This window comes from Nocardia sp. NPDC055029 (assembly GCF_053608525.1).
Window position 1 is genome coordinate 1 of the sequence record NZ_JBSGVQ010000049.1, and the last position, 17,415, is coordinate 17,415.

General features: G+C 68.2%; 16 protein-coding genes and 1 pseudogene. 11 read left to right on the plus strand and 6 right to left on the minus strand.

Annotated features, from left to right (window positions below):
• Positions 1-42: 42 nt before the first annotated feature.
• From ACWF9G_RS30380 to ACWF9G_RS30400, 5 genes and pseudogenes are all read left to right on the plus strand, one after another.
• Positions 43-1,080: a branched-chain amino acid ABC transporter permease gene (locus ACWF9G_RS30380; RefSeq protein ID WP_379311464.1), complete on the plus strand. Its 1,038-nt coding sequence runs from the start codon at positions 43-45 to the stop codon at positions 1,078-1,080.
• On the plus strand, positions 1,077-2,492 hold the full coding sequence (locus ACWF9G_RS30385; RefSeq protein WP_379311463.1) for a branched-chain amino acid ABC transporter permease: 1,416 nt from the start codon (positions 1,077-1,079) through the stop codon (positions 2,490-2,492). The genes ACWF9G_RS30380 and ACWF9G_RS30385 overlap by 4 nt, the downstream gene beginning before the upstream one ends.
• A 41-nt stretch (positions 2,493-2,533) precedes the next feature.
• Positions 2,534-3,397, plus strand: a pseudogene (locus tag ACWF9G_RS30390) (ABC transporter ATP-binding protein); the annotation flags it as partial.
• Between the two features lie 189 nt (positions 3,398-3,586).
• Positions 3,587-4,282, plus strand: coding sequence for an ABC transporter ATP-binding protein (locus ACWF9G_RS30395; protein ID WP_379311465.1), 696 nt, complete (start codon positions 3,587-3,589; stop codon positions 4,280-4,282).
• A gap of 141 nt (positions 4,283-4,423) precedes the next feature.
• Positions 4,424-6,934 carry a tetratricopeptide repeat protein gene (locus tag ACWF9G_RS30400; RefSeq protein ID WP_452519556.1) on the plus strand — a complete coding sequence of 837 codons (2,511 nt, stop codon included), beginning with the start codon at positions 4,424-4,426 and terminating at the stop codon, positions 6,932-6,934.
• Here ACWF9G_RS30400 and ACWF9G_RS30405 read toward each other — a convergent pair.
• Together ACWF9G_RS30405 and ACWF9G_RS30410 are read right to left on the minus strand one after the other, a co-directional pair.
• Positions 6,919-8,139 carry an FxsB family cyclophane-forming radical SAM/SPASM peptide maturase gene (locus ACWF9G_RS30405; RefSeq protein WP_452519558.1) on the minus strand — a complete coding sequence of 407 codons (1,221 nt, stop codon included), beginning with the start codon at positions 8,137-8,139 and terminating at the stop codon, positions 6,919-6,921. The genes ACWF9G_RS30400 and ACWF9G_RS30405 overlap by 16 nt on opposite strands.
• 12 nt (positions 8,140-8,151) lie before the next feature.
• Positions 8,152-8,301: a hypothetical protein gene (locus ACWF9G_RS30410; RefSeq protein ID WP_452519559.1), complete on the minus strand. Its 150-nt coding sequence runs from the start codon at positions 8,299-8,301 to the stop codon at positions 8,152-8,154.
• Between the two features lie 251 nt (positions 8,302-8,552).
• Here ACWF9G_RS30410 and polA point away from each other — a divergent pair, with 251 nt between their 5' ends.
• Positions 8,553-11,285, plus strand: coding sequence for a DNA polymerase I (polA, locus tag ACWF9G_RS30415; protein WP_452519560.1), 2,733 nt, complete (start codon positions 8,553-8,555; stop codon positions 11,283-11,285).
• Positions 11,286-11,359: 74 nt separating this feature from the next.
• On the opposite strand, the gene ACWF9G_RS30420 is transcribed toward polA, so the two are convergent.
• Complete coding sequence (locus tag ACWF9G_RS30420; protein WP_379309989.1) at positions 11,360-11,698, minus strand: LGFP repeat-containing protein; 339 nt, start codon at positions 11,696-11,698, stop codon at positions 11,360-11,362.
• A gap of 193 nt (positions 11,699-11,891) precedes the next feature.
• On the opposite strand from ACWF9G_RS30420, the gene ACWF9G_RS30425 reads away from it, so the two are divergent.
• Together ACWF9G_RS30425 and ACWF9G_RS30430 are read left to right on the plus strand one after the other, a co-directional pair.
• Positions 11,892-12,320, plus strand: a complete 429-nt coding sequence (locus ACWF9G_RS30425) for an SRPBCC domain-containing protein (RefSeq protein ID WP_452519563.1) — start codon at positions 11,892-11,894, stop codon at positions 12,318-12,320.
• Positions 12,321-12,386: 66 nt separating this feature from the next.
• Positions 12,387-13,154 carry an acyl-[acyl-carrier-protein] thioesterase gene (locus ACWF9G_RS30430; protein ID WP_379309991.1) on the plus strand — a complete coding sequence of 256 codons (768 nt, stop codon included), beginning with the start codon at positions 12,387-12,389 and terminating at the stop codon, positions 13,152-13,154.
• On the opposite strand, the gene ACWF9G_RS30435 is transcribed toward ACWF9G_RS30430, so the two are convergent.
• The gene (locus ACWF9G_RS30435) at positions 13,151-13,462 is read right to left on the minus strand and encodes a DUF6191 domain-containing protein (RefSeq protein ID WP_379309992.1); all 312 of its coding nucleotides are present in this window, start codon (positions 13,460-13,462) and stop codon (positions 13,151-13,153) included. The two genes, ACWF9G_RS30430 and ACWF9G_RS30435, sit on opposite strands and share 4 nt — an antisense overlap.
• Before the next feature lie 344 nt (positions 13,463-13,806).
• Between ACWF9G_RS30435 and ACWF9G_RS30440 the strand changes: the two genes are divergently transcribed.
• A complete protein-coding gene (locus ACWF9G_RS30440; RefSeq protein ID WP_452519564.1) occupies positions 13,807-14,229 on the plus strand; it encodes a 2-keto-3-deoxygluconate kinase in 423 nt (140 codons plus the stop codon).
• Positions 14,230-14,296: 67 nt separating this feature from the next.
• Here ACWF9G_RS30440 and trxA read toward each other — a convergent pair whose 3' ends face one another.
• Together trxA and ACWF9G_RS30450 are read right to left on the minus strand one after the other, a co-directional pair.
• Entirely contained in the window at positions 14,297-14,668 is a 372-nt protein-coding gene (gene trxA, locus ACWF9G_RS30445) for a thioredoxin (RefSeq protein ID WP_379309994.1), read from the minus strand.
• A 49-nt stretch (positions 14,669-14,717) separates the two neighbouring features.
• The gene (locus ACWF9G_RS30450; RefSeq protein WP_379309995.1) at positions 14,718-15,218 is read right to left on the minus strand and encodes a 2'-5' RNA ligase family protein; all 501 of its coding nucleotides are present in this window, start codon (positions 15,216-15,218) and stop codon (positions 14,718-14,720) included.
• 84 nt (positions 15,219-15,302) lie between these two features.
• Here ACWF9G_RS30450 and ACWF9G_RS30455 point away from each other — a divergent pair, with 84 nt between their 5' ends.
• The gene (locus ACWF9G_RS30455; RefSeq protein WP_452519565.1) at positions 15,303-16,382 is read left to right on the plus strand and encodes an isocitrate/isopropylmalate dehydrogenase family protein; all 1,080 of its coding nucleotides are present in this window, start codon (positions 15,303-15,305) and stop codon (positions 16,380-16,382) included.
• A 126-nt stretch (positions 16,383-16,508) separates the two neighbouring features.
• Positions 16,509-17,414 carry an ABC transporter substrate-binding protein gene (locus ACWF9G_RS30460; RefSeq protein ID WP_379309997.1) on the plus strand — a complete coding sequence of 302 codons (906 nt, stop codon included), beginning with the start codon at positions 16,509-16,511 and terminating at the stop codon, positions 17,412-17,414.
• Position 17,415 lies beyond the last annotated feature (1 nt).

Genomic DNA, 17,415 nt, shown 5'->3' on the forward strand with positions numbered 1-17,415 from the left:
TGGCCATGCCACGCGCACCGCTTGCCTGACGCGAGAGAAATCATGACATCAGCGGCATCGCTCGGTGTGACCCTGTTGGCCGAGGGTTCCATCGATTTCAACGTCTCCGGGGTGATCGACCAGTTCTGGCGATTGACCGTCGACGGACTCACCTACGGATCGATCTACGCGTTGGTCGCCGTCGGCTATACCCTGGTCTACGGCGTGCTGCGACTGATCAACTTCGCGCATTCCGAGATCTTCATGCTCGGCATGTTCGGTACCTACGTGGGGCTGGAGCTGCTCGGCTTCGCCCCCAGCGGCAACGCGTACTCCCAGGGCGTCGTCCTGACGGTGACCTATCTCGGCTTGGCGATGCTGTTCGGCATGCTGGTCTCGGGCATCGCCGCGATCGGGCTCGAACGGGTGGCCTACCGTCCGCTGCGCAGGCGCGGAGCCAAACCGCTCGCGTTCCTGATCACCGCGATCGGCATGTCGTTCGTGATCCAGGAGTTCGTCCACTACATCCTGCCCAAGATCAGGCCAGGTCTCGGCGGCTCCAACGCCCAGACCGGTATCCGGCTGGTCGAGCCGAAGGTGCAGTTCACCTTCCTCGGCGCGCAGGTCACCAATGTGGCGCTGGTGATCTTCGCCGCGGCCATCGTGCTCGCGATCACCACCGAGATCGTCATCAACAGAACCAAGTTCGGCCGCGCCATCCGCGCGGTGGCACAGGACCCCGACACCGCGACCCTGATGGGTGTCTCGCGCGAGCGGGTCATCGTGCTGACCTTCCTCATCGGCGGTCTGCTCGCCGGTGCGGCCGCGATGCTCTACACGCTCTACATTCCCACCGGCATCATCTTCTCCGGCGGTTTCATCCTCGGTATCAAGGCGTTCAGCGCCGCGGTGCTCGGTGGTATCGGCAACCTGCGCGGCGCGCTGCTCGGCGGCATGATCCTCGGCGTCGCCGAGCAATACGGGCAGATCCTGTTCGGCAACGAATGGCGTGACGTGGTCGCGTTCGTTCTGCTGGTAACCGTGCTGATGTTCCGGCCGACCGGCATCCTCGGCGAGAGCCTGGGGAGGGCGCGCGCATGACCGACCTGACGAAAACACCGGTGAAGGACCAGGATCGGCGCGGCCTCGGCGACGCGATCCGCGACTGGTGGGACGGGCTGTCCCGGCCGGGCCAATGGGCCGTCGGCGTGCCGGTCATCGCCGTGCTGGCGATCCTGCCGCTGTACCCGCCCCCGTTTATCGACACCCCCGGCGTGAGTTTCGGCGGCGTGATGGCGCAGTTCGCGATGTACGCGCTGATCGCCATCGGCCTGAACGTGGTCGTCGGCCAGGCCGGTCTCCTCGACCTCGGCTATGTCGGTTTCTACGCTGTCGGCGCCTACACGGTCGGCCTGCTGACCAGTCCGAACAGTCCGTGGAACCAGACCGACGGCGGCTGGCTCAATCCCAGCTGGGCGTGGCTGGCGTGCCTGCCGATCGCGGTCGCGCTGACCGCGTTCGCCGGTCTCGTGCTCGGCGCGCCGACCCTGCGGCTGCGCGGCGACTACCTGGCGATCGTGACGCTGGGCTTCGGTGAGATCGTCCGCCTGATGGCCGACAACCTCGAGGAACTGACCAACGGCAGCCTCGGGTTGTCCAAGATCGCCTACCCGCAGGTCGGCGAATCGGAAGCGCATCCCGGTGGCTACTTCTCCCCGGGCAACCTCGGTGATCCCGACAGCTCGAACCCGCTGGAGCGGGCCAACAACGGCACCTGGTGGTTCTGGCTCGGCATGGCGCTGGTCGTCGTGGTCCTGCTGGTCATCGGCAACCTCGAGCGCAGCCGGGTCGGCCGCTCCTGGGTCGCGATCCGCGAGGACGAGGACGCCGCCGAGATCATGGGCGTGCCGACCTTCAAGTTCAAGCTGTGGGCCTTCGTGATCGGCGCGTCCGTCGGCGGCCTGTCGGGCGCCATGTACGCCGGTCAGGTCACCTACGTGAACCCGAAGCAGTTCGACATCATCTTGTCGATGCTGTTCCTGTGTGCCGTCGTGCTCGGTGGCTCGGGCAACAAGCTCGGTGTGATCGTCGGCGCCTTCCTCATCGCGTATCTGCCGATGCGGTTGCAGTCGGTGCAGCTGGTGTCGAGCGAGTCGACCGGTTATCTGCTGCTCGGGCTCGATATCGCGCTGCTGGTCGGCCTGTGGCTGCTGTGGCGGTGGCGCGGTGACGCGCTCGGCGTGTGGGTCAGGCGCGGGGTGATCACCGTGTCGATCTTCGCGGTGGTCTTCGGCCTGCTGCTGCTGGGCAGCGTGCTGCTGTTCCGCAAGGGCGGCGCGCAGACGCTCGGTGACCTGAAGTACTTCTACTTCGGCATCGCGCTGGTGGTGATGATGATTCTGCGGCCACAGGGTCTGTTCCCGGTGCGGCAGAAGCTGCTCACCTACGGCAGACAGGTGTACCAGGCGGTCGTGCGCAAGCCGGCGGCCGAACCGATCGGAGCAGGGCGATGACCGGGCCGGGTGCGGGAGACGCGCTGTACGACAACGAGGACATGTCGGCCGGGTACAAGCCCGCGCCGGAGGTCGAACCGGCAGGCGAGGTCGACGTCACCGCGGTGCTGCCCGAACTCGGCGACGCCGAGACGGTCGCCGAGGTGGTCGCGCCGCATCGCGCGATCGACACCGAGGTGGGCGAGGCGCTGCTGCGCACCGACGGCCTGACGGTGAAGTTCGGCGGTCTGACCGCACTGGACGGGGTCAGCTTCGAGATCCGCCGCGGCGAGATCCTCGGCCTGATCGGCCCCAACGGCGCGGGCAAGACCACCTGCTTCAACGCGATCACCGGTGTCTACAAGCCCGCGGCGGGCAGCGTGCACTTCGACGGGCAGCCGCTGGCCAAGACCAAGCGCAACGAGATCACCCGGATGGGCATCGCGCGCACGTTCCAGAACGTGCGGCTGTTCGGGGAGATGACGGCGCTGGAGAACGTGGTCGTCGGCACCGACGCCCGCCACACCACCTCGGTGCCCGGAGCGGTGTTCCGCACCCCGAAGCACCGGCGCGAGGAACGCGACGCCATCGAACGTGGCATGGCGCTGCTCGAGTTCGTCGGCATCGCACCGCGCGCGGTGGAGAAGGCCCGCAACCTCTCCTACGGTGACCAGCGCAGGCTCGAGATCGCGCGAGCGCTGGCGACCGAGCCGAAGCTGCTGTGCCTGGACGAACCGGCCGCCGGGTTCAACCCGAGCGAGAAGTCGGCGCTGATGGATCTGATCCGCAAGATCCGCGACGACGGCTACACCGTGCTGCTCATCGAGCACGACATGCGTCTGGTGATGGGCGTGACCGACCGGATCGTGGTGCTCGAGTTCGGGCGCAAGATCGCCGACGGCCTGCCCGCCCAGGTACGCGAGGACCCGGCGGTCATCGCGGCCTATCTCGGTGTGCCCGACGCGGACACGGTCGAAGAGGTGCGCGAGGGAGCCGGTGCCGCCGCCGCGGCGGAAGCGGCGCCGACGGAGGCGCCGGCCACGGTGGTGGAAGCGGCGCGGGAGGAGCCCGAGGCCGTTGTCGAGCAGCGGGTGCCGCTGCTCGAGGTTCGCGACATGGTCGTGAACTACGGCAGAATCGAAGCGCTGCACGGGATCTCGCTGTCGGTCGACCAGGGCGAGCTGATCACCCTGCTCGGCGCCAACGGCGCGGGCAAGACGACCGCCATGCGCGCGCTGTCGGGTCTGCTGCCGCTCACCTCGGGCAAGATCCTGTTCGAGGGCAAGGACATCACCTCGATGAAGGCGCACGACCGGGTGGTGCACGGCCTGATCCAGGCGCCGGAAGGTCGCGGGGTGTTCCCCGGCATGACCGTGGCGGAGAATCTCGACATGGGTTGCTACGGCAGGCCGTTCGAGCAGAAGGCCGAGTACCAGCAGACGCTGGACTGGATCTTCGAACTGTTCCCGCGCCTGGCCGAACGCCGCAAGCAGGTCGGCGGCACGCTCTCCGGCGGCGAACAGCAGATGCTGGCCATCGGCCGTGCCCTGATGGCCCGCCCGAAGCTGCTGCTGCTCGACGAGCCGTCGATGGGTCTGGCGCCCATGGTGATCCAGCAGATCTTCAAGATCATCAGCGAGATCAACCGCCAGGGCACCACCGTCCTGCTCGTCGAGCAGAACGCCCAGCAGGCGCTGACCCGCAGCGACCGCGCCTACATCCTGGAAACCGGCGAGGTCACCAAGACCGGAGCGGGCTCCGCCTTGCTCACCGACCCCGCCGTCATGTCCGCCTACCTCGGCCACGACTGACCCGGTTCACCCGGCAATCGGCCCCTGTACCGCTCGATGAGCGGTACAGGGGCCGATGTCGTCGGCGCTTCCGCCCCGCCCTGAGCGGAGCTGTCGTCGGTTTCCCCGGCGGGTAGACCGGTCGGCGGCTACCGTTGACCTGTGACAGAGGTCGCGCGTCCGTGGCGAATCTTCTTGAGCCACACCGGGGATCTCCGAGTCCGGCCGGCTGGCCGGTCGTGGATCGACGCGGCGGAGGACGCCGTGAAGCAGTCACAGCACGCGCCGGTCGACATGCGGTACTTCACCGCGGACGAACGACCGACCGCGCAGGTGTGTGTCGAAGCGGTACGCCAGGCCGACCTCTACGTCGGAATCATCGGCGCGCGTTATGGATCGCCGGTCCGTGACGATCCGAGCCGTTCCTACACCGAACTCGAATTCGACACCGCGACCGAGTCGGGCAAGCACCGCTTGATGGTGTTCGTCGAGAACGACCGGGTCGAACAGCGTCAGGACGTGTTCCGGCACAAGATCAGGGAGAGTGGGTTGACCACGGTCGACGCGCTCGATCCCGGCGATCTGCAGGCCAAGCTGCTGCAGGCGATCATGCGACTGATGTTGCGCGTGGTCGACACGCGGCAGGTCGACGTTGCTCGCCCGATTCCACGCCAATTACCTTTCGGTGTCACAGGATTCGTCGATCGGGCCGAGAGCAGGTCCGTGTTGCTGTCGCGGGTGCGCGCGGAGAACGGCCGGCCGGTCGTGATCGTCGGCGGGCCGCCCGGCGTCGGCAAGTCGAGCCTGGCCGTGCTGACCGCGCGTGCGGCGCTGGGCAGGTTTCCGGACGGACAGCTCTACATCGACCTGCAGGGCTACAGCGCTGTCCCGGCGGTGACGACCTACGCCGCGCTGGACCTGTTCATCCGGTCCCTGGACGACAGCTGGCACGGTGATCGAGACTCCGACGAACAACTACTCGTCCAGCGATATCGGGGGCTGCTCGACGGCCGCAAGGTGCTGGTCCTGCTCGACAACGCCGGCTCCGCCGAGCAGGTGCGCCCCCTGCTGCCACCGCGGTCCTGCGCGGCGATCATCACGACCCGCGGTCCGTTGACCGGCTTGGTGGTCCACGACGGTGCGACGCGGATGACGCTGTCCCCGCTGGCGCCCACCGACGCGACCGAGCTGCTGGCTGCTGTGACCGATTCCGCCGACGACGCCGCGGCCCGGGACATCGCCCGATTGTGCGGCGGCCTCCCGCTGGCGCTCCGCATCGCGGCCGAGTATTCGGCTCTGTCCGGAATGTCGCTGTCCGAGCTCGCCACCGAGCTGGGGCGTGAGCGGCACCGTCTCGACACCCTGTCCGGATTGGACGGGGATCCAGCCACGGAGGTTCGTGTGGTGTTCTCCTGGTCCTACCGCAATCTATCGGGTGATCTTCAGCGGGCGTTCCGGCTGACCGCGTTGCACCCCGGCGGTGAATTCGGCTCGGTGGCCGCGTCCGCCCTGCTGCACACCTCGCCGGATCGGGCGCGACGCACCCTGGACGCACTGGTCGCCTTCAACGTCCTGGAACGCCCGGGGCCGGATCGGTACCGATTCCACGACCTGTTGCGCGACTACGCGGTCGAGCGCGCCGAAGCGGAGGACGCCGAGGAGGTCCGCCGCGAGGCGCTGGGACGGGAACTGGATTGGTACCTGCGCTCCATCGATGCCGCGGATCGGCTGTTCGCGCCGTCGCGCCGCCATGTCCCACTGGATCCGCCGTGGCCGGAGCTGCCGCCGGTGGGGTTCGGCGACTATGACGCGGCCCTGCGGTGGTGTGATGCCGAACGGATGAACCTCGCTGCCGGCGTCCGCAGTGCGCTCGAGTCCGGGCTGCCGAGCCTGGCCTGGCGGATCGCCCTCGCCGCCGCGACCTACTACAAGATTCGCCGGCACTACGGCGACTGGCTCGCGCAGAGCGAGAACGCCGTGGAAGCCGCTCGCGTGCTGGGCGATCCGTTCGCTGAGCAATGGTGTCTGACCAGCCTCGGCGGGGCATTGCTCGAGTCGGCACGTCCGGCCGACGCCTGGTCGGCCTTCTCGGACTCGCTGCGGATCAACCGTGAACTCGGTGCCAGGATCGGTGAGGGCATGGCGTTGAACAACCTGGGCGAGACGGCGCTGGAGCTCGGTCGCGAAGCCCAGGCGATCGAGTTCGGCGAGGCCGCGCTGCAGATCTGGCGCGAGGTGGGGGATGCCCGCAGCGAGGCGATCGTCCTGCACGAGGTGCTCGCGGCCGCCCGGTTCGATCGTGGCGAGTATGTCGAGGCCATGTCCCTGCTCGACGAGGCGCTGGCGGTGTGCCGAGACCTGGATCCCCATGTCGAGGGAGTAGTCCGCCACGATATCGGCCGGACGCTGGTGGCAATGTCGCGTCCGGCGGCGGCCCGATCGGCCTTCGAGACAGCGGTCACGGTGCGTCGCGACAGCGGCGACCGGCTCGGTGCGGCCGAGACCCTGCAGGCGCTTGCCGAGCTGGAGGCGCAGGGCGGGCACGACGAGAGCGCCATCGCGGCGCTGCTGAGCGCGTTGGCGATCTATCTCGAATCCGGGTCGGCGCAGGCGGACTCGGTGCGTGCGCGCCTTGCCGCACTCGGCTTCGAGGAGGATCACGGGCCGTCCTGAGCGGCCTCCCGTATCCGGGCCAGTGAGGTCCCTCGGCGGGCCAATCCGGCCTCGACCTTCGCTTCGATGTGGCTGATCAACGCGAACAGATCGGCGCAGTACACCGAGGGGTTGCGAAAACCGGTGCCGGGGCGGTAGCGGTGGGAGTACAGACCGCCGCCGCAGACGCGATGGTGCCGGCAGTCCAGGCACGCCGATGCGAGTGCCGCGGTGCCGATCTGGCGGGCACGCAAGGCGGGCAGACGCGCGACCTCGTCCAGCGAATGCCGGAAGACACTCATCCCGGTGGCCGCCGCACCTTCGCCCACCGCCTTCATACTGTCGGCTTGCTCGTAGGAGCCGTCCGTCTCGATCACCACCAGGGCGATCGGGTTGAGTCCGAATGCTTCGTAGCTGGCACTGCCGCCGAGGATCAGGTGGATGAGATCCTCGAATATCCGGACTTCGCACGGGCTCTCCGGTGCGTCGAACCACGCGTCGAAGATCGGGATGAGCCAGTCCGCGTAGGGGGTCCGCCCGTCCGCGTGACCCGAACCCGGTGGCGGGTTCTCCCAGGTGCTGTGCGGCAGGAGGAAATTCACGGCGGGAGTGCCGAGGTCGAGCAGGCTCGCCCACACCGCGAGCGGATCGGCGGCCAGCTGCACCGTGCACAAGACGCCGCCGAACGATGCGCGCAGGCCGGGTCCGCCCAGCAGGGTGATCGCCGCTGCCGCGGCGTCGTAGCTGGACCGGCCGTCGCGGAATCGGCGATGCAGGTCGTTGGCCGATCGGTCACCGTCGATGCTGACCCCGATGCCGATCTGCGCGTCGACCAAGCGTTCGGCAGCTCTCTGGTCGAGCAGGACGCCGTTGGTCTGGACGGAGGCGAGAACGCGCAGCGGGGCGACTCCGGCGCGGATGGTCTCGGTGATCCGGATGAGCAGATCCGGTCCGGTCAGCAGGGGCTCCCCGCCGTGTAACCGGATCGCGACTTCGTCGAGGTCGTGCGCTCGGGCGTGCTCGGCGATGCGATTCGCCACCGCCTCGACCACCGCATCACTCATCCCGCGGGGCTGCTTCTGCCACGACTGATCGGCCAGGTGGTAGACGTAGCAGTAGTCACAGTCCAGGTTGCATCGGGACTGCACTTTGAGGATGAACTCCCGGAACGGCTGTTCGGGCGCGGCGGTCGCGGCGAAACCGGGCCACGGCAACTCGATCGGCACGTGGCGTGACCGTTACGACGTGCGCGGCGTACGTGGAGTCGGGAGAGCGCGGGGATTGGTGTTGTGGGCGTAGGCGGTGCAGGCGTCGGATTCCCGGCTGTGCAACCGGGCGAGGGCGATGTCGAGGGCGGCGGCCGGGGTGGTGTCGACGGACGGTTTCATGGCGACTCCTAGCTGAAAAACTCTCCCCATCATCACATTTCGCGGTGTTCGTGGACAGGTCGTTTCCGGGCCAGAAGGCCTCGCCTCGGTGTGGCGCTGGCGCGTCGCGCCGTCAGCGGGGTGGACAGCACGGCTGCCCGATCCGGCGCGGTCGGCGACGCACGGTCGGTACCGAAGTCTCGGGTACCCGTCGGGCCCCACCGGCGCGGCGGGGTTCGGGGGTGTCGGTGGTGGTCCCTACACTCATCCGGGTGAGTTCACCGACGACTGCGCAGGCATCGACAACGACCACCGATTCGGGCGGTGAGCGGCCGACGCTGCTGCTCCTGGACGGGCACTCGCTGGCCTATCGCGCGTTCTTCGCGCTACCGGCGGAGAACTTCAAGACCGTCACCGGGCAGACCACCAACGCGGTGTACGGGTTCACCTCGATGCTCATCAATCTGCTGCGCGACGAGAAGCCCAGCCATGTGGCCGCGGCGTTCGACGTGTCCCGCAAGACCTTCCGCACCGAGGCCTACCCGGAGTACAAGGCCAACCGCAGCGCGACGCCCGACGAGTTCCGCGGTCAGGTCGAACTCACCAAGGACGTGCTCGGCGCCCTCGGCATTCCCGTGATGGCGATCGACGGCTACGAGGCCGACGACGTGATCGCCACCCTCACCACCCAGGCCGTCGCCCAGGGGTACCGGGTCTTCATCGTCACCGGTGACCGCGACGCCATCCAGCTGGTCAACGACGACGTCACCGTGCTCTACCCGCGCAAGGGCGTCTCCGATCTCACCCGCTTCACCCCGGCCGAGGTGGAGACCAAATACGGACTCACCCCCGCCCAGTACCCGGACTACGCGGCCCTGCGCGGCGACCCGAGCGACAATCTGCCCGGCATCCCCGGCGTCGGCGAGAAGACCGCGGCCAAGTGGATCCGCGAATACGGTGACCTTGCCACCCTCGTCGACAAGGTCGACCAGGTGAAGGGCAAGGTCGGCGACGCGCTGCGCGCCAACCTGTCCAGCGTCGTGCTCAACCGCCAGCTCACCGAGATGGTGCGCGAGGTGCCGTTGCCCTACACCCCCGACCAGCTCGCGCAGGCGCCGTGGGACCGGGAGAAGATCCACCAGCTCTTCGACGACCTGGAATTCCGGGTGCTGCGCGACCGGCTCTTCGAGACCCTCGGCTCCGCCGAGCCCGAGGCCGAATCGGGCTTCGAGATCAGCGGTGGCGCCCTCGATCAGGGCGCGGTGGCCGACTGGCTGGCCGAGCACGCGAAAGCCGGTGTGCGCCAAGGTCTGTCGGTGGTCGGTACCGGCACCCCGGTGCACGGCGACGCCCGTGCGATCGCCATCGCCGCCGGTGACGGGGAGGGCGGCTACATCGACCTCACCGTGCTCACCCCCGAGGACGAGGCGGCACTGGGAGCCTGGCTGGCCGACCCGGCCGTGCCCAAGGCACTGCACGAGGCCAAGGCCGCCGGGCACGCGCTGCGTGGTCGCGGGTTCACCCTGGCCGGTCTCACCACCGATACGGCGCTGGCGGCCTACCTGGTCCGGCCCGGCCAGCGCAGCTTCAACCTCGACGATCTGTCCCTGCGCTACCTCAAGCGCGAACTGCGCGTGGAAACCGGCGACACGGGTCAGCTCTCGCTGCTCGACGACGAGGACACCGTCGCCGCCGAGACCGCGCGCCAGGAGATGCTGCGTGCCCGCGCGGTCGCCGACCTCGCCGACGCGCTCGACACCGAGCTGGCCGCGATCGAGTCCACTGCCCTGCTCGACGAGATGGAGCTGCCGCTGCTCGGCGTGCTCGGCCAGCTGGAAGAGGCGGGTATCGCCGTCGACGTCGCCCAGCTCGAGGCGCTGCAGCGTCAGTTCGCCGACCGGGTGGCCGATGCGGCGAACTCGGCGTACGAGGTGATCGGCAAGCAGATCAACCTCGGCTCGCCCAAGCAGCTGCAGGTGGTGCTGTTCGACGAGCTCGACATGCCGAAGACCAAGCGCACCAAGACCGGCTACACCACCGACGCCGACGCGCTGGAATCGCTGTTCGAGAAGACCGGCCACGCCTTCCTCGAGCACCTGCTCGCGCACCGCGACGCGACCAGGCTCAAGGTGACCGTCGACGGCCTGCTCAAGTCGGTCGCCGACGACGGTCGCGTGCACACCACCTTCAACCAGACCATCGCCGCCACCGGCAGGCTCTCCTCGACCGAGCCGAACCTGCAGAACATCCCGATCCGCACCGACACCGGCCGCCAGATCCGCGACACTTTCGTCGTCGGCCCCGGCTACACCGAGTTGATGACCGCGGATTACAGCCAGATCGAGATGCGGATCATGGCGCACCTGTCCGGCGACGAGGGTCTGATCGAGGCGTTCAACTCCGGCGAGGACCTGCACACCTTCGTCGCGTCCAAGGCCTTCGACATCCCGCTGTCGGAGGTGAACCCGGAGATGCGCCGCCGGATCAAGGCCATGTCCTACGGTCTGGCCTACGGTCTGAGCTCCTACGGCCTCTCGGCGCAGCTGAAGATCAGCACCGCCGAGGCCAAGGAGCAGATGGACGTCTACTTCGACCGCTTCGGCGGCATCCGTGACTACCTGGCCGAGGTCGTCGAGCAGGCCCGCAAGGTCGGCTACACCCAAACCCTGTTCGGTCGCCGCCGCTACCTGCCCGACCTGGATTCCAGCAACCGTCAGCGCCGCGAGGCCGCCGAGCGGATGGCCCTCAACGCCCCGATCCAGGGCACCGCCGCCGACATCATCAAGGTCGCCATGATCAATGTGCGCAACGCCATGCGCGAGGCAGGCCTGCGCTCGCGGATGCTCCTGCAGATCCACGACGAACTCGTCTTCGAGGTCGCCGACGGCGAACGCGAGGCGCTGGAAGCCCTTGCCCGCGAACAGATGTCCTCGGCCATCGAACTCTCGGTGCCGCTGACGGTGTCCGTCGGCACCGGCCGCAGCTGGGACGCGGCCGCGCACTGACGTGGCCTACTCGGCACTGTGGGCACCGACCGCTCAGGATCGGTGCCCACAGTGGCTGGGAAACGGGACGCTGGTCAGGCGTTGACCGTCACCGCGTCGTCGGCGATCGAGTAGCTGATCGAACCGTTCTCGAAGTGGCTGATCTTGCCGCCGTCGATGTCCTGCTCGTCGGAGGTCGGGTAGCCGAGTCGGCCACCCGCGCCGCCCTCGGCTTCCCACGCCTGCCGGATGGCGCCGTACACGGTCTTGGCTCCCGTCGGCAGCGTGAAGTAGATGACGCCGCCGGTGAACTCCTGGAACTTGCCACCGTTGGGTGCGTCCCGCTCATCCGAGGTCGGTTCCCCCAGTGGGCTCGACACGCCACCAGCCTCGTTGTAGTGGTCGCCGATAGCTCCGTTGACTTCGAATGCCATGTCGATTGATCCTTTCGCGCGGGTAACAATGGGTCGAGCGCGGCGACCGTAACGCGCGCCCGCCGTTTCCCGGCGGCGACTCGCGGAGCGTCCACGAACCGTAAAACACCGCCGAGGAGCCTGGCGCCTTTGTCCAAGACGCGGGGGTCGCGCGGTCGTAGTGTGGGGTGGTCGACCGAAGGAGTTGAGCATCATGACCGGATTCGTCGCGACCGCGCAGACCGAGATCAGCGCCTCTCCGCAGCGGGTATGGGACGTGCTGACCGACCCGGAGCAGATCCGCCGGTTCATGTTCGGTGCCGAGGTACGCACCGATTGGCAGCCGGGTAGCCCGATCGTGTGGCAGGGCGAGTACGAGGGCAAGCCCTACGAGGACCGCGGGGAGATTCTCGCTGTCGAGCCGGGCCGGTTGCTGAAGGTCACCCACTACAGCCCGCTGAGCGGCCAGGACGACCTGCCCGAGAACTATCACACGCTCACCTACGAACTCACCGGGGACGACACGACCACGCGGTTGTCGCTGAGTCAGGACAACAACGCCACCGAGGCGGAGGCCGAGCACGCGCGCGGGATGTGGACCACCCACGTCGAGGGGATCAAGTCCGCCGCCGAACGCGGCTGATTCCGGCGGCGCGAAACGCCTCGGCGCCGGGCAGCGGCAGCGGCGGAATGTGGCAGCATCGGACACATGACCACTGACGTCATCGCGACCCCGCTGCCCGACTGCCCCGATATCGAGCAGGCCTTCGCGGTGTCGTGGCCGGTGCGCCTCGGGGACACCGACGGCAACGACCGGCTGCGCCTGGACGCCGTGGCGCGGTATCTGCAAGACATCGGGTTCGATCATCTCGACGCCGTCGCCGACGGCGACGCGCACCAGGCGTGGATCGTGCGGCGCACCGTCATCGACGTCTACGAACCCATCATGTTCGGTGACCGGGTGCACCTACGCCGCTGGGCCGACGCGCTGTCGAATCGTTGGTGCGACATGCGGATTCAGCTCAAGGGGGAGCGGGGCGGGCACATCGAGGCCGCCGCGTTCCTGATCCACATCGACCCGGTGGCGGGGCGCCCGGCGCGGATGAGCGACGCGTTCATGGCGCCGATGCTGGCCAGCACCACCGAGCATCGGCTGCGCTGGCGCGCCGCGCTCACCGAGCTCAACGGCGTCGCCGCGGAGGCGGTGTCGTTCCCGCTGCGGGTGACCGATGTGGACCGGCTCGGCCACGTCAACAACGCCGTTTACTGGGAGGCGGTCGAGGAAGCCCTCGCCGCCCAGCCCGACCACCACGAACTGCCGTACCGGGCGATCGTCGAGCATGTCGGCCCGGTGATGATGGGCGACAAGGTCGTGCTGCGCACCAGTCTGCAGCCCGGCAGCCTGCGCCTGCAGGTGGACGTCGACGGTTCGGCTCGGGCACTCGGTTCGGTCGAGCGACTGGGCGGCGACCGCTAGCGTTCGCGCGCGACCAACCTGGCCGACCCACCCGCCAGATCCACCTCATCCCGTGGCGGCGCGCCCTCCGACGGCGTCTCCCGGTGCATCAGCGTGCTCTGCCGCTGCTCGAACTCGTGCTGCTTGGACCCCTGGAACATCGCCGTGAGGTGCTCGAACCCGGTCGCCGCCACCGCGGGCCCTGTGCGTTTGCGCGTCCACGGCAGCACGCGCGTGCCGGTCAGCCGGTTGACCACCACCTCGAGCAGCGCGAGCAGGATCAGCAGGATCGCCAGCCCTGGGATCGTCATCGCGAAGACCGTACCCATGCGTTCACGGTACCGGCGCGGAGTGAGTAGGCGCTGAGCTGCGGTGATGGTACTCACGGGTAGACACGTCGAGCCGGTAAGTAGGTTGCGGTTTCGCGACGATCGCCCTATTGTCGAACTCGTGCCGAATCCCGCCGACCGCTTTGCCGCGCTGCTTGTCGCTGACCGCGACCGCGCGGCCGCTGCTGCGCAGACCGCGCAGGCAGCCACACGGCAGATTCTTCTCGTAGTAACCCGCCGTAGCGGGGTCTGATTCGGACCGGCCCCCTCGCTGCGGGCTGATTTTCATTGTTCTGCTGGTCCCACTGCCAACGAAGACGATCTTCGGGAAGACCTCACCTGCAATGACACTGCTGACACTGGACCGTGCCCTGTTCGACGCCGCCCCCAAGGGGCTGCGCGCCGAGACCACCGACTTGACTCCCGCCCAGTTCCTCGACCGGTACGCCCGGATCGACGGACCGATCGTCCTCGGCGAATTCACCTGTTCCGGAACGGATTTCACCGCGACCCTGGAATTCGCCGATCACCTGCGCACCGTCATCGCGACCGGTAGCCCGGTCGCCGCCATGACCTCGGCGCTCTACGACGAGGGCTACCCCCTCGAGATCCTGCAGTTCCACCAGCGCCGCACCACCGAGGGCACCGCCACCTTCGTGCAGTGCGAGTTCAACGGCAGGCGCGGCTGGGCCGCTGCCATGGCCGGCGACGGCGCCGAATCGACCGTGCGCGCCATGATCGCCTGCGTCAACCTGCTCGCCGGCTGATTCCGGAGAGCACAAAGGGCCCGTTCGCCTCACCAAAGGTGAACGGGCCCTTGACGTTTCGTCGCGCCTATTCGGCGGCGGGGGCCTGCTCGGCGATCTGCTTGCGGACCTCGTCCATGTCGAGGCCCTTCACCTGGGTGACCAGGTCCTCGAGCGCGGCAGGCGGCAGCGCGCCCGGCTGGGCGAACACGAGCACGCCTTCGCGGAAGGCCATGATCGTCGGGATGGACCGGATGTTCGCCGCGGCGGCGAGTCCCTGCTCTGCCTCGGTGTCGACCTTGCCGAACACCACGTCGGTGTGCTGCGCGGAGGCCTTCTCGAAAGTCGGTGCGAAGCTCTTGCACGGACCGCACCACTCTGCCCAGAAATCGACGAGGACCACGTCGTTTCCGGTGATGACTTCGTCGAAGTTCTGCTGGGTCAGCGTCTGGGTGGCCATGACGTCCCTTCCTTGTCGGTGTCCCCGGCTGTAACGCCGTGGCGTCTCTCTATCTTCCACCGACCACGATGCGCTCCTGTCGCGCCTCCCCGTCCCAGCGGCGAATGCCCACCACAACGGCTGGAAAATCGTGGTCGGTGGCCACCGCCGAGACAGCGTCGCCCAGTCGGTCCGGCGGCATCCGGCGGGCCAGGGTCACGTGCGGTGTCCATGCGTCGGGCCGCATCGTCGCGGGGATGCCGGGGCAGGGCTGGACCAGGTCATAGACGCGGCGGTGCAGGTCGAGCAGGTCCGCGGTGACGATGACCGGCCGCACCAGGATCGGCCTGCGCGCCCCGAAGACCAGTAGCCCGCCCAGCCGGATCGGCAGCGGCCGGAACTCGATCCCGGCCAGCGCGCGGTCGATCCGCGGCCAGATCTCGCGTGCCACCGCTACCGTCACATGTGGCCGATGGACGGTGCCACGGGGGCTGCCGAGGCCGGCTTGCACCAGCACCGCCCACTGTCTGCGGACCTCGGCCTCACTGTCTTCGTCCAGGAGCAACTCCACCGACTGCACCATGATCTGCAGAAAGTAGTCGCTGTGGCGTGTCCCCGTGGTCAGGTCGGCCCCGACAGGCGCGAGGATGGGGGTGTGAACGGTGCGAAGGCGAGCCTGCGGCTCGGTGTGATCGACGGTGACGGAATCGGCCCCGAGGTGGTCGCCGCGACGCGGGCTGTCGTCGACGAGGCGATCGGCGCGGCGGGACTCGGGCCGGTGGAGTGGGTGCCGCTGCTGATGGGCCACGAGGCTATCGCGGCCTGCGCCGACCCGCTGCCGGAGCAGACGCTGCGCGCGCTCGAGGACCTCGATGCCTGGATCCTCGGCCCCCACGACAACGCGTCCTATCCCGCGGACATGCGGGTCGCGCCGGGCGGGGTGATCCGCAAGCGGCTCGGCCTCTACGCCAATATCCGGCCCGCGGTGGCGTTCGCCGGGGTGCGGTCGACGGCACCGGACATCGACCTGGTCATCGTGCGCGAGAACAGCGAAGGCTTCTACGCCGACCGCAACATGTTCGCCGGGTCGGGGGAGTTCCGGCCGACGCCCGATGTGGCGATGGCGGTGGCGGTGATCACCCGGCAGGCGTGCGAGCGGATCGCGCATCAGGCGCTGCGGCTGGCGCGGGGCAGGCGCAAGCGAGTCACCGTGGTGCACAAGGCGAATGTGCTGCCGATGACGACCGGCCTGTTCCGCGACGTGTGCTACGAGGTGGCCGCGCAGTACCCGGACGTGCGGGTCGACGACGAGCACGTCGACGCGATGGCCGCGCACCTGGTCCGCGCGCCCGGCGAGTACGACGTGATCGTCACCGAGAACCTCTTCGGTGACATCCTGTCCGATCTGGCGGGCGAGCTGGCGGGCTCGCTCGGCATGGCCGCGTCGCTGAACTGTTCGGACACCAAGGCGATGGCACAGGCCGTGCACGGGGCCGCGCCCGGTCTGGCCGGACGCAACCGCGCCAATCCGGCGGCACTGCAGCTGTCGTCGGCGATGTTGTTGCGGTGGTTGGCCGTTCGCCACGACGACCGCGGACTCGACGACGCGGCGGACCGGATCACTCGTGCCGTCGCCGCTACTCTGGCGGCCGGAATCGCGACCGCGGATCTCGGTGGTCTGGCTTCCACCAGCGAATTCACCGAGCAGGTCAGAGCCCGCGTGCACCGCAGGTGAAGGGACCCCTTTCACATTGGCTGATTAATCTTCGGTTACTGTCGCACCACGCTGTGTCCGGTTCGCATACATTGCCAAACAGGCGCTGACACGTGGCCGGCGTCGACGTGAAATGTGGAGGCTCCTTTGTCTGTTCGAACTGTTCTCGGCCGCGGCGCCGTGCGGCTGCTCTGTACGGTCGCCGGTGGCGCCCTGGTGCTGAGTGGCTGCACCACCAACACCGAGGGTGATACCTCCACGGTGACGAAGGTGTCGGTGGAGAAGGTCGACGCGCTCGCCGCGGCCGTCCCCGACAAGGTCAAGCAGGCAGGCAAGATCGTCGTCGGCGTCAATGTGCCCTACCAGCCGAACGAGTACAAGGACGCCGGCGGCAAGATCGTCGGTTTCGACGTCGACCTGCTCGACGCGGTCGCGACCACCCTCGGACTGAAGGTCGACTACGTCGAATCCAACTTCGAGAAGATCATTCCCGCGATTCAGGCGGGCACCTACGACGTGGGTATGTCCTCGATCACCGATTCGCGTGAACGCGAACAGCAGGTCGATTTCACGACCTATTTCTCCGCGGGCATCCAGTGGGCCCAGCAAACCGGTAAAGCCATCGATCCCGACAATGCGTGCGGCAAGAAAGTCGCCGTACAGGCCACTACGGTCGAGCACACCGACGAGATTCCCGCCAAGAGCGCCAAGTGCGTCGCCGAGGGCAAGCCCGCCATCGAAATGAAGGCCTTCGACGAGCAGAGCGCGGCCACCAACGCCCTGGTGCTCGGTCAGGTCGACGCGATGTCGGCCGATTCGCCGGTCACCGCCTACGCCATCAAGCAGAGCGAGGGCAAGATCGAGGCCGCGGGCCCGCTGTTCGATTCCGCGCCCTACGGCTGGGCCGTGCAGAAAGGCTCGCCGCTGGCCGTGGCCCTGCAGAAGGCGCTGCAGCACCTGATCGACAACGGCAAGTACGGCGAGATCACCACCAACTGGGGCGTCCAGGAGGGTCAGATCAAGACCTCGGTGATCAACGGCGCAGTGAGCTGAC